Origin of the sequence: Cocleimonas flava (assembly GCF_004339015.1) — a bacterium.
GTDB classification, from domain to species: Bacteria; Pseudomonadota; Gammaproteobacteria; order Thiotrichales; family Thiotrichaceae; genus Cocleimonas; species Cocleimonas flava.
The window spans coordinates 80,187-92,684 of the sequence record NZ_SMFQ01000005.1 but is presented as its reverse complement, the minus strand read 5'-3'; the positions used below and the strand labels follow the sequence as shown (position 1 = coordinate 92,684).

Here is a 12,498-nt window from a genome sequence, read left to right as displayed (position 1 = left end):
CAGTCTTACATCTGCTACACGCAATAAAAGAAAAGAATTTAATTGATCTATGGATGATCTTAACGAGTCCTTATTAGTTTTCTTTTATTGCGTTACGTTACTCCTGCGCGCGGGCAAATATTCTCTGACTTTCTCTCGTAGTTTCTTTTTACTTCCTTTTTGCCATTTGGCACCCCCGTACTTTTATGAGGTTTTTGCAAAACCTCACTCTTTGAGCAGTCATCGTTACACTCCAATATTCTCTCGGCTGCGCCTCGGCTAACTACTTTTTTTAAGTAAGTGTTTATTTATGTAATGTTATAATATAACATTTGTGGCTTTTAATATTGCTGAGTTACTACTAAGTAATTGCTCTGACATTAAATTAGAGCAACCAGCAATACTCAGATTTATAAAGCTTATAACGGTAAAATCTTATGATACAAACACTTACAGATAAATTCGCAATTGGTTTGTCACTACTTTGTGCGGCGCATTGTTTAGCATTTCCATTGGCAATGATCTGGCTGCCCAGTCTTGCTGCGTTACAACTTGATGGAGAATCTTTTCATCTATGGATGTTACTGGCTGTAATACCGACCAGTGTCTATGCATTGACCATGGGGTGTATGAAACACAAACGTTTCCAATTACTTGTTCTTGGTTTTATAGGTTTGGCACTGATGATTTCTGCTGTGTTATTCGAAGAGAGTGTAGGGGAATCAGGTGAAAAATGGCTGACAGTGATTGGTGCAACATTTATGGCGGTTGGACACTTCCTCAACTATCGATTGTGTCGGTCTCATCAGGGCGCTTGTGATTGCCCAGAGCATCAGTCAAAAGCATGAGGATAGATTAGATTAGATGTGTGATTTTGCTACGGTCGTTTTATAGCTTATTCACTATTTTTTTATATTAGGTCATCTATGGGTCTACTAATAGTAACGAGTGAATTACAATTCCCTTTTTGAAATTTTCTCGAACTATCGGCTTTTTAAAGCACCGATCACCTTAAAAGATAATCTATGACTTCTAAAAATACCAATCACACTGAAATACGAGCAGTCCCTACCAATATAATCACGGGTTTTTTAGGCGTCGGTAAAACATCAACGATTTTACATTTGCTTAAGAATAAGCCCGCTGACGAACGTTGGGCCATTCTGGTCAATGAATTTGGCGAGATTGGTGTTGATGGCAGTTTACTTGAAGGTCAACAGCCTCAAGAAAGTGGCGTATACATTCGCGAAGTGCCAGGTGGTTGTATGTGCTGTGCCGCGGGTGTGCCCATGCAAATTGCTTTGAATCAATTATTGAAAAGTGCCACGCCTGATCGTTTGTTAATAGAGCCCACTGGGCTGGGACACCCGAAAGAAATTCTGGAGGTGCTTTCATCCGAACACTATCAACAAGTGTTGTCATTACAGAAGACCATCACGCTGGTTGATGCTAGAAAATTATCGGATCAGCGTTACACAAGTCACGATATCTTTAATCAACAAATCGCCATAGCTGATACAGTTGTTGGTAACAAGTCGGATTTATACAGCGAAGGCGAGGATTGCGATAATGGCGACAAACAAAGGTTGATAGATTACGTCAAGCAGAAGGGTACAGAACAGGCGCAGGTGATATTTGCGCAACACGGGGATATCGGACTAGATGCGTTAGCAGGACCCTCTTTAAGCAAGTTGAAAATAGATGAAGATCATCATCACCATCAAGGTCATAACGATAGGCCATTGCTTCCTGAAACGGCCATTCCCGAGTGCGGGATTATCAAAGCGGTCAATCAAGGTGAAGGTTTTCACAGTATCGGTTGGCGTTTCTCAGGAGAGACGATCTTCGATCACGACAAGCTAGTTGAGTTTGTCTGGAGTTGTTCCGCCGAAAGAGTAAAGGCTGTGTTTATTACCGATAAAGGTTTTTATAGCTTCAATCTTGATACCGATGCTTTGACCGAAGTTGAGCTGCCTGCGTGTGATGAAAGCCGTATCGAAATTATTTCTGAACGCTTGAATGATAACCTTGAAGAAGCGTTGATGAGCTGTATTCTGACGTAATCTCGTGTTTAAAACATCTGCCTAAAAGCGATGAATAAAAATAGTGAATAAAAAAAGCCCCCAAAGTAGGGGGGTGACCTTAATCTTGCCAATCCCCGCTTTCTAAATATACCTGCAAGTCTTCTAACTGTTCCTGATTGAAAACAGGGATATGATTCTGCTCAAGCATAGACGTTGTCACGCCGACACCATCGCGTTTGGTTTTGGTAAAACTCCCATCGTAAATTCTGTTACTGCCGCAAGAGGGGCTGTGCTCGGTCAGAATTGCAGCAACGCAGTCATTATCGAGTGCCATTTTTAAACTTTTTAATGCGCCTCTGATAAATGAATTGGTGACATCTTCGCCTTCTACATCAACTACACAAGACTTTCCGCTCAGTACCAGCTTGCCGTCGCCGGTTTGAATTTCTGCCGGAGCACGTGGCACAGGCATTCCGCCTTCAACCTCGGGGCATACGGCGATTAAACGATCCTGATCTAACCACTTCTTGATTAAAGGGTGATCAATGAATAAGTCAGTACCATCGTAGCGAACAGGGTTGCCCAAAAGGCAAGCGCTAATAAGTATGTTGGGGAGTTCGTCATGTTCTTCTGTATTTGTCATGGCGCTATTTTAACGTGCTTTTAGATTAAGAGTGCTGTTAAAAACAAATAAAAAGTACCCTAATACACGCTAGGCTCTAGAGTCGTCTTTCAGACGAACTAGTCCTAAACTCATGGTAAGAAGGGGTGGCTTTAGATTCAATTAGAGAACGATCTGGATGTCTTATGATTCACAATCACGTATTTTTCAACAGGGTATTTTTTATAATGGCAAATAGCTTATATTCTGATTCGATGGAAACAGTTAACCCTACACGTGAAGATTACGAAGAAATTATCGCTTTCTATTCCACGCTCAACCGCAGAGATTTCGACCCGATTATCGAATGGAAAGGCGGCGAAACCATAGAAGACAATGTCAATTTCATGCGTTGGCCCATTTATGATCCATTGGTTAAAGACTTTTTGCGCGTTGCTGCAAAAGAATGTTGGCGTGATGATAGCTTTAATCAATTAATCATCAGCAGAATGATTAGCAGTGATGTGGTTGTTCAATGTGCTGACCTTACACAAGTTAAACAAATGCTGAGTTTCTGTGTGCGAGGGGATAAATTCATGAGTGAAGGTTATCTGGGAACCATGATCAAGGAAGGTCATATATCGCGGCTATTACAACGGCTGGATAAACTCAAAAATAATGAAGGTTTTTAAGTCCATATTCTTTATTGCCAATGACGTCTTTATTTTCCTTTAAATACTATTCGTCTGATTTTTCAAGGCAAAAAAATAGCCTAGTCACATGGAGTAGGCTACTTTCTTTTCGGGGATTTTATGTACAGTGCTGATTCAAATACACATATCCCTTCGAGGGAAGCGATTATTTTCTACCGCTAACAGTCACTTCGTTATCAAACTTTTGTGTACGCTCGAACTTAGGCGTGTCGTAGTTCACTTTGTCAGTTGATGCAGATTCCGTAACAGCAGTGTCAGTAGCGAAAACGCCCTGATCATTATCTTGTCCTGCGAATGCAGATTGACCTGCTAATAATGCAGTAAAAAGTGTGCTTGCGATGATTGCTTTAGTGTTCATGTTTAAATTCCTTTAATTTTTGTATGGAGTATTTGTTTAAATAATTGTGTTATTTGTTAGGGCTTATTTTCTGCCGCTAACAGTTACTTCGTTATCAAGATTTTGTGCGCCATTAAATTTTGGAGCGTCGTAGTTCACTTTGTCAGCTGATGTTGATTGTGTAACAGCAGTGTCAGTAGCGAAAACGCCTTGGTCATTATCTTGTCCTGCGAATGCAGATTGGCCAGCTATTAGTGCAGTAAAAAGTGTGCTTGCGATGATTGCTTTAGTGTTCATTTTTAATTTCCTTTAATTCAGTTTTATTTGGTTTTATTTAAATTGGTAGGAGTCATTTCCTGCCGATGAGAGAATATTAACTGTTGAATAAAAAAGGATAAATACGGATAATCGCAAATAATTATTCTTGTATTTAGAACAATAGGTGATGCATGGGTCAATTAGAAGATATGGAAGCTTTTGTGCGAGTTGTCGAGGCGGGTGGTATTGGTACAGCCGCAGAACAAATGGGCATCGCAAAGTCAGCCGTTAGCCGAAGATTGTCAGAATTAGAGGCGCGTTTGGGCGTCACGCTGATTAATCGTACAACGCGCACTCAAAAACTGAGTGATACCGGAGAACACTATTACTCACGCGCTTTGCAAATTATCAATGAGATGAGCGAGCTCAATAATATTACGTCAAACCCGGAATGTGATTTAAAAGGGACGATACGTATATCAGCGCCATTGTCATTTGGCTTAACCCACTTATCTCCAGCGCTGGATACCTTTTTTAAAGAACACCCACAGTTAACGCTGGATATAGATTTTACTGACAATCAAATCGATCTGATTGGTGGAGGATATGATCTGGCATTTCGCATCGGTGATCTGGATGATTCGAGTTTAAAAGCAAGACGTTTGTTTCCCGTTAGCTTCGCATTGTGCGCAAGCCCAAAATACCTGGAAGAACACGGCACACCGAAAGACCATGAAGCATTAAAAACTCATCAAGTGCTCAGATATTCATTAGCGAGCAACACCACGTTGACACTGGTCGATAAAGATCAGCAGAAGCATCATGTCGCCACCAAGGGCAATATAATTGCAAATAATGGGGATTTTCTCTCCTTTATGGCAGCCGCTGGTCACGGGATTCTTTTTACCCCGACCTTTATTTCATGGGAATCATTAGCCATTGGCGACTTAGTGCCGATTTTGCAAGACTATCAATTACCAAAGATGAATGCCTATGCAGTCTACCCACAATCTCGAACCCTTTCTCGTCGTACTCGTTTATTAATCGACTTTTTGGTTGAACGCTTTGGTGATAATCCTTATTGGGACCAGAACTAGAATACGCATGGCAACAAATAAACAGTAAAAAAACGCCTCAAAGTAGGGGGGTGCCAAAGTTTTACAGACATACTCTTAGTTCTCTAGTTTGTTATCTAGTATGTTATATAGCTTGTCATCTGGTGTTAATTACAGCTTGATAAGTAGCTACGCTATACTCAAAAACAATTAGCCTGTAGACTGCGCACCCTCAATTCTTATACCCCTCCGGACATTCCTTTGATTTCCACAGCAAACATCACCATGCAATTTGGCTCTGAGCCTTTGTTTGAAAACATTTCAGCTAAATTTGATAACGGCAACCGCTACGGTTTAATCGGAGCCAATGGCTGCGGTAAATCAACTTTGATGAAAATCATGAGCGGTGAACTCGAGCCAACTTCAGGTAATGTTTCGATCACACCGGGCGAAAAGATGGGAACCCTGAGTCAGGATCAATTCGCCTTTGAAAAATACAGCGTGATTGATGCCGTAATTATGGGTGACAAAGCGCTGTGGGACATTAAATGCGAACGCGAACGCATCTACGGTTTACCTGAAATGTCTGATGCCGATGGTATGAAAGTCGGAGAACTCGAGTCAGAATTTGCCGAGATGGATGGTTACACTGCAGAAAGTCGCGCGGGCGATATTCTACTGAATGCGGGTATTGAAGAAGAACTGCATTTTGGTCTGATGAGTGAAGTCGCTCCGGGTCGAAAGTTACGTGTGCTGTTGGCACAGGCGTTATTTGCCAATCCTGATATTTTGTTACTGGATGAGCCAACCAACAATCTGGATATCGATACAATCAACTGGTTGAGCATCGAACTAAATAAGCGTACCTGTACCATGGTGATCATCTCTCATGATAGGCACTTCTTGAATTCAGTATGCACTCACATGGCGGATATTGATTATGGTGAGCTTCGTATCTATCCGGGTAATTACGAATACTTCCTCGCGGCTTCAAGCCTCATTCGCGAACAATTACTCGCAGGTAACAGCAAGAAAAGCGCTGAGATTGAAGAGTTACAAGACTTCGTGAATCGCTTTGGCGCGAATGCATCTAAAGCGAAGCAGGCAAGTTCTCGCGCGAAAAAACTGGATAAAATTAAGCTCGATGAAGTGAAATCATCCAGCAGAATGACGCCTATACTCAATTTTACCCAACATAAAAAATTACACCGTAATGCTTTGTTGTTAGAAGATTTATCACATGGTTTTAACGAAGAAACTTTGTTTGCGAGTGACGACTTTATTCTCGAAGCAGGTTCACGCTTGGCGGTTCTCGGAGAAAACGGTACGGGTAAAACCACCTTTCTGCGTTGTCTAATGGAGCAACTCACCCCCAAAAGCGGCAGCTTTAAATGGTCCGAAAACGCTGTGGTTGGTTACTGTCCACAAGATAATACTCTGGATTTTGATAACGACTTAACGCTGTTTGACTGGATGATGCAATGGCGAACACCTAAGCATGATGATCTCAAAGTGCGCGGTTTATTAGGTCGTTTGCTGTTTACTGAAGATGACTTTTTAAAGAAAGCCCGCGTCTGTTCAGGTGGTGAGAAAAATCGTTTGTTATTTGGTAAACTCATGATGCAGGACACCAACGTTTTGATTATGGATGAGCCCACTAACCACATGGATATGGAAGCCATCGAAGCATTAAATAATGCGTTGAAAGTGTATGAAGGCACCTTGATTTTTGTAAGTCATGACCGCGAATTCGTATCCACACTGGCCAACCGCGTACTGGAAATCAAAGATAGAAAGATGATTGCTTTTGAAGGCACTTATGACGAATACAGGCAAAGTAGAGGTCAAGTATGAGTGAGAAAAGTAGCGACAAAGAAAACCCATACATAAACAACCCATTACATGGCGTTGGTTTAAAAACAGTATTAGAAGAACTGGTCAGTCATTATGGCTTCGATATTCTTTATGCTTACCTAAACATCAAATGTTTTAAGATAAACCCAAGCATTGCCGCCAGTGCCAAGTTTTTAAAGAAGACAGATTGGGCACGCGAAAAAGTTGAAGTGTTTTACTTGTATCAATATAAAAATTTGCCGGGTGTCTCTTCTGAGCAATTCAAGTTGCCACCAAGAGAACGCATTGTGCCGGAGCATCATAAACCAGGTGAGCCAGCCAAATTAAGCATTGAAGACGGTGAAAAATTACAGCAGAAACGCGCTAACAATGCAGCAAGCAGAAATAGCTATACAGGTGAGCGCAAAGGGTCGAGCAAGGCATATAACGAGCGACGTAGCGCAGGGCATTATAAATCTCGGGATAATCGTTTCGATGGCGCTAATGATGTTAATGATGATTCGGATAATGTGAATCCGGCACCACCCAAAGATCCCTGGGGTAATTTCAAGCCGAAAAAATAGTTTCTGATGATTACTGAAAACCCACCAGGCATCTTGCTTGGATCAGCAGATATCAGGCGATTCTGAGGCTGTTTGAGCTATAACTTGAGCTGTAAAAAGTATAAGAACTCTCATCCATTTTCTTCGACTCATACATCGCCGCATCTGCATGGCTTAATAAATCCTTTTGTGTGACGCCGTCATACGGATAAATCGCCACACCAATGCTTACATGCTGGTAGATCTCATTGTCATTGATCATGAACGGAATATTTAATTCGCAAACTAACTCGTTCAATAGGGCTCGAACTTCTTGATGATTCTTAACATCCGCTAAAACAATAACAAATTCATCACCACCCAAACGACCCACAAGATCAACTTTGCGCACTGAATGTTGCAGTCGTTCAGCCACCGACTTTAAGAGTGAATCGCCAACACTATGGCCGAATGTGTCGTTGATTGATTTGAAATCATTAAAGTCGATAAATAAAACGGCAGCACTCTGGTCATTGCTTTTGCTCTCGGTCAGAATTTCTGGAAGGCGCTCAAAGACTAAATTACGATTGGGTAAACCCGTTAAAGGATCGTATAAGGCCAATTGCATGAGTTTTTCTTCGGTGAGTTTGCGCAACTCTATTTCACGTTTTAATTCCCAATTCAGCTCTTTAAGTTTTGATACATTCGGTAACCAGCGTTTAAACCCAATGAAGAGAAAGAATAAGCCTAAAAGTACCCCGATAAATTTTTCCAAAAAGGCTTGAGCAGGGGTGTCACCTATCACAACTAAATGATTTAACTGCGGAAAATTATCAGTAATATCAATTAGCAAACCGAATAACATGAGAGTGAAACCGATAAGGATATAATTACCCGCAGCATCGGAATTCGACTTGTTTTTGACACGCAGGTTGAAGACAAACATCCAGAGGATGATTCCAACAATAACGGCATTTAATGTTTCTAGAAATATATCAGTCATTTGTTCGCTTATTTTACTTATTATGAATAGGCTTTTTTAGATGTTATGCATTGCATGCAAAATAGATTTTCCTCAATATAAAGTAAAGTTGAAGAAACTTCAAAAATTAATAGATGAACGCGGCAATTATTCGACAATAACTCGACAATAAAACTAATTTATTTCAGTGAGATAGAGGATTTTGACTGAATGTTATGGCGACTTAAGTGAGCTTGCTGAAGTAAGTTGTTATTGAAATTGGAGTTATTTCCTTCAGTATCATTTTTTCAGTGCTGGTTATTGTTTCCGAAACTGATCTGCTACAAGTTATAAGTTATTGCTACTGACTATGCTCAGAAACACACTTTCCATGATCACTTAGCGAGCTTAAAACATAGCAATGGCCTATTTGACCATCTCCCTGACAATGGTTGGTGATTCTGAGTAGTTCGGTTTCCAGTCGTTGCAGACTGGCAATTTTAGCTTGAGTATCAGCGAGTTGCTTGCGGGCAATGCTATTCGCTTCAGCGCATATTTTATCTGGGTGCTGGTTTAGCTTAATCAGGGTTCCAATCGCTTCTATCGAAAAGCCCAGGTCGCGTGCATGACGGATAAAGCCAAGACGTTCCAGTTCTGATTCACCATAACGTCTTTGATTCCCTTCCGTACGCACTGCCGGATCAATCAAGCCAATTTGTTCATAGTAGCGAATGGTGGGTACTTTAACGCCCGTTTTTTTCGAAAGTGTACCGATAGAAAACATAAATACTCCTTGAACCTCTAGTGACTAGAGAGAATATACTATTGCCTCACATGAGTAAAAAGAGGTTTAAAAATGTCTGGATGTTGTGGGCACGATGCCAAGTTTGATGGCGTTTCTGACGACTATAAACGTCGGCTCTGGATTGTCATTGCAATTAATGCGGTGATGTTTTTTGTCGAAATGGGTGCAGGTCGTTTGGCACAATCGCAGGCATTGCAGGCTGATGCGTTGGATTTTCTGGGAGATGCGCTCACTTACGGCATTTCACTGGCAGTCATAGGAGCGTCAATTCAGGCGCGCACCAATGCGGCTATGTTTAAAGGCATCAGCCTTCTATTGGTCGGGTTGTGGGTTTTTGGATCGACCGTGTACCGCATCTTTTATACTGAGGTTCCAACCGCTGAAATCATGGGTGTTATCGGCTTTTTGGCCTTAGTTGCCAACCTTGCGAGTGTACTAATTCTGATGAAATACAAAGATGGAGATGCCAATGTACGATCGGTATGGCTGTGCTCTCGTAATGATGCAATAGGTAATGTGGCTGTCATGTTTGCGGCACTGGGAGTATGGGGTACCACGACAGCATGGCCTGATCTTGTTGTGGCAAGTCTTATGGCGGGATTATTTTTATCATCAGCGTATCAGATTTTGACTCAGGCACTCGATGAGCGTCGCGCAGCAGAAACAAGCCAGTGCGAACTTGATAATTAGAATGACTTTGAACATTTTAGAAAAAAACATAAGGTTCGAGCAAAGACCATCATGCCGAGGAAACACTTATCTAAAAAAGTGCCCCAAAGTAGGGGGGTGGCTTTTTAACGTGTAAGGACTGCCTGGAAATCTCGCTAAATTCGATTTAATTGATCGTGATTAGCTTTCAATCCGTTGTAAAAAACTATTGTTTTCATTGGTGCTGGAAAGGATAAGGCATTGATCTAGATAGGTTTATATTCTACGAATTCATAGTGACTATTCTATGGGATCAAAAAACTAGTAAATAGTGCAACTGTTCATCTGAATTAGATCGACTCACGACTAAATATTAGTAACAATAGTTTACAAGCAAAATACCAAAATAGATTTGCTTCATAATATTAAAAATAATCGGCTATTTGTATTTAATGAACGCTATCATTCAGCACATAGAAAAAGAAGGCATGCCTGTTTTCTGGCAGTTCGTGTCTGCGTGTCTGGTTTTAAATACATTCATTATGCCCTTCTTATTCAGTAACCAGGACTTGGTTTATAGTCTACTGGTGATAGCTTCCCCGCCTTTCATTATTGGATTATATGTAGGCTTTAATAAACATAAAGAAAAAAGCATACCGCGTCTCGTGTTGGTTGGAGGCGTAGCAATTGTTGGTATTGGGGCAAGCTTACATAATTTAATCTATTTCAAGTTTCCTATTTCTACTCACTTTGCTCTCATGTTTGAAGAAGTAGGTATGATATTGATCGCAATATTTGCTTACATTCACATGTTGATGTTTGAAAAGAAATTCAATATCAAGGGTTTAGCTATTGATTTTAGTTTGCTCGTAATTTCGGGTTTATTTGTATTTTTACTTGTTTCACCCAATGCACTGCACACACTGTTTTATATATTCGATTTTGATCAACAAATACTGGTGTTCAACTTATTCATAGGTAGCACAATATTATGTATGTCTTTTATACATTACTTGCTTACCAAGAGTATTGGTTTAACAGATGGTATTAGAACTCTGTTAACCATACTTCTGGTTATTCATTTTAGTCTTGAAATGTTACTAAGCTTTGAGAAAGGCAATAATCCACTCTTGATGAATACCTTGTCTCGAAGCACACTTTATCTGGCTGGCGCACTTGCTATTGCCTTTGTGTTCTTAGAGAAAATGTCATTAGATTACCCAGCTATAGCGCCAACCCGATTAGGTAATTTATTCATGTGGGTGTCGAGTATTTTTGCGATTATCGCTATTCCGCTTGGCCTTGTTATCCGGTCTGCACTAGATGCGCCGCCGCTTGATCTTTTTATCGTTGGAATGACCAGTATTCTAATTAGTAGTATCGTGATTTGGCGTATCATTATTTTAATTAAAAATTCAAATCAACAGAAAAAACGTTTGAATTCTCTGATGCAAACAAGTTCTTTAACTGGCCTTCCAAATTATCAAGGCTATCTCGAACAACTGACCTTTTCAGAGTTAGAAAATATATTAGTCATCCATATCAATATCGAAGATTTTAAATCGATCAACGATTTATATGGCAGAGACGCGGGTGACGAAGTCCTGAAAAGCCTTGGGCAAAGATTAAAACAATTACCCAAAAGTCTGTTAGCTGCTCATATTCAGTCTGACCAGTTTCTAGTTGCCTTTCATTGTAAAAAAATAGACGTCAAAGCATTGATAGAAACGATCCAGGAAGATCTGGGTATCTGGGATACTCTGCAAGGTAAGTGGATTGCTGTACCACTAACGATTGGCGCCAGTCATAGTGAAGTACTGAATCCTGAAAAGCTTGCGAAACAGGCTGAAATTGCGCTGAAAAAAGCAAGAAAAGAACATTCGTCGTTTGCACTTTATAGTGAAGAGAAAACACGCTATCAAATCCCGCGTCATGAGCTTCGGCAGATTCTCCAGCAATCAGTAGATGATGATTATCTACCGGTACACTTTCAGCCTATATACGACCTGAAAGACGGCACCTTAAAATCGCTAGAACTACTCATTAGAGTCGATTCAAAAGAGCATGGTTTATTACTGCCAGGGCAATTTCTGGAGCAAGCAAAGTCTTATGCACTGTTAACCTCCTTAACTCAAATTTGTATCAAGATGATAGCAAAGCATAGCCATGAGTTAGGTGATATTACTATCAATGTTAACCTTCCTCCTTACATGCTAAAAAGCGCCAAGTTGCTTAAAAACTTCATACAACTATTTGAAGATGAGAAATTAGATCCTAAAAGATTTTGCATTGAAATCACCGAAGATGAAGAGATTTCTGCGCATGAATTAATTCCGGCGATTAAAACATTGAGGGAGCAAGGCTTCTCGATTGCGATGGATGATTTCGGAACAGGCTACTCTTCTTTAGACAGGCTCTCTGTACTAGAAGTTGATACCGTGAAAATTGATAGAAGCATATTGTTAACCGCTGAAACAGGAAATACGACTATTCTGGAATGGGCTATTTCTTTAACCAAGCGACTAGGTGTATCTGTTGTGGTGGAGGGCGTTGAGACCTTAGAGCAATTATCGCTGATAAAGCTACTAGGTGCAGATTCTGTTCAAGGTTTCCTTTATTCAAAACCTGTTCCCGCGTTTCAAATAAAAGATATCGCCCTTAATTCGAATGATATTAAAGTCACTTAGTATCTAAGCGAATAAAATCATTACTCAAAAAAATCCCCCCTATTTAAAGCGCTTT

Annotated in this window: 13 protein-coding genes; 8 read left to right on the top strand and 5 right to left on the bottom strand. The window is 40.5% G+C overall.

What is annotated here, in order from left to right; all coding sequences use genetic code 11:
* Window positions 1-416 precede the first annotated feature (416 nt).
* Together EV695_RS16880 and EV695_RS16875 are read left to right on the top strand one after the other, a co-directional pair.
* Complete coding sequence (locus EV695_RS16880; protein ID WP_131907193.1) at window positions 417-827, top strand: MerC domain-containing protein; 411 nt, start codon at window positions 417-419, stop codon at window positions 825-827.
* A 177-nt stretch (window positions 828-1,004) separates the two neighbouring features.
* Complete coding sequence (locus EV695_RS16875) at window positions 1,005-2,042, top strand: CobW family GTP-binding protein (RefSeq protein ID WP_131907192.1); 1,038 nt, start codon at window positions 1,005-1,007, stop codon at window positions 2,040-2,042.
* Window positions 2,043-2,121: 79 nt separating this feature from the next.
* Here EV695_RS16875 and EV695_RS16870 read toward each other — a convergent pair whose 3' ends face one another.
* Entirely contained in the window at window positions 2,122-2,646 is a 525-nt protein-coding gene (locus EV695_RS16870) for a 2-thiouracil desulfurase family protein (RefSeq protein WP_131907191.1), read from the bottom strand.
* Window positions 2,647-2,852: 206 nt separating this feature from the next.
* On the opposite strand from EV695_RS16870, the gene EV695_RS16865 reads away from it, so the two are divergent.
* On the top strand, window positions 2,853-3,296 hold the full coding sequence (locus EV695_RS16865) for a DUF6508 domain-containing protein (RefSeq protein ID WP_131907190.1): 444 nt from the start codon (window positions 2,853-2,855) through the stop codon (window positions 3,294-3,296).
* Between the two features lie 166 nt (window positions 3,297-3,462).
* Here EV695_RS16865 and EV695_RS16860 read toward each other — a convergent pair whose 3' ends face one another.
* Window positions 3,463-3,675 (bottom strand): hypothetical protein, encoded by a 213-nt coding sequence (locus tag EV695_RS16860; RefSeq protein WP_131907189.1) that lies wholly within the window; start codon window positions 3,673-3,675, stop codon window positions 3,463-3,465.
* 63 nt (window positions 3,676-3,738) lie between these two features.
* Window positions 3,739-3,951 carry a hypothetical protein gene (locus EV695_RS16855; protein WP_131907188.1) on the bottom strand — a complete coding sequence of 71 codons (213 nt, stop codon included), beginning with the start codon at window positions 3,949-3,951 and terminating at the stop codon, window positions 3,739-3,741.
* A gap of 152 nt (window positions 3,952-4,103) precedes the next feature.
* Here EV695_RS16855 and EV695_RS16850 point away from each other — a divergent pair, with 152 nt between their 5' ends.
* The 3 genes from EV695_RS16850 (at window position 4,104) to EV695_RS16840 (ending at window position 7,384) form a co-directional block, all read left to right on the top strand.
* Window positions 4,104-5,009, top strand: coding sequence for a LysR family transcriptional regulator (locus tag EV695_RS16850; RefSeq protein ID WP_131907187.1), 906 nt, complete (start codon window positions 4,104-4,106; stop codon window positions 5,007-5,009).
* A 219-nt stretch (window positions 5,010-5,228) separates the two neighbouring features.
* A complete protein-coding gene (locus EV695_RS16845) occupies window positions 5,229-6,821 on the top strand; it encodes an ABC-F family ATPase (RefSeq protein WP_131907186.1) in 1,593 nt (530 codons plus the stop codon).
* Window positions 6,818-7,384, top strand: coding sequence for a VF530 family protein (locus EV695_RS16840; protein ID WP_131907185.1), 567 nt, complete (start codon window positions 6,818-6,820; stop codon window positions 7,382-7,384). The genes EV695_RS16845 and EV695_RS16840 overlap by 4 nt, the downstream gene beginning before the upstream one ends.
* Before the next feature lie 52 nt (window positions 7,385-7,436).
* On the opposite strand, the gene EV695_RS16835 is transcribed toward EV695_RS16840, so the two are convergent.
* Together EV695_RS16835 and EV695_RS16830 are read right to left on the bottom strand one after the other, a co-directional pair.
* Window positions 7,437-8,345, bottom strand: coding sequence for a GGDEF domain-containing protein (locus EV695_RS16835; protein WP_131907184.1), 909 nt, complete (start codon window positions 8,343-8,345; stop codon window positions 7,437-7,439).
* A 319-nt stretch (window positions 8,346-8,664) separates the two neighbouring features.
* Entirely contained in the window at window positions 8,665-9,087 is a 423-nt protein-coding gene (locus EV695_RS16830; RefSeq protein WP_131907183.1) for a MerR family transcriptional regulator, read from the bottom strand.
* A 72-nt stretch (window positions 9,088-9,159) separates the two neighbouring features.
* On the opposite strand from EV695_RS16830, the gene EV695_RS16825 reads away from it, so the two are divergent.
* Window positions 9,160-9,798 carry a cation efflux transmembrane domain-containing protein gene (locus EV695_RS16825; RefSeq protein WP_131907182.1) on the top strand — a complete coding sequence of 213 codons (639 nt, stop codon included), beginning with the start codon at window positions 9,160-9,162 and terminating at the stop codon, window positions 9,796-9,798.
* Window positions 9,799-10,208: 410 nt separating this feature from the next.
* Window positions 10,209-12,443: a GGDEF domain-containing phosphodiesterase gene (locus EV695_RS16820; protein ID WP_131907181.1), complete on the top strand. Its 2,235-nt coding sequence runs from the start codon at window positions 10,209-10,211 to the stop codon at window positions 12,441-12,443.
* The last annotated feature ends 55 nt before the right edge of the window (window positions 12,444-12,498 follow it).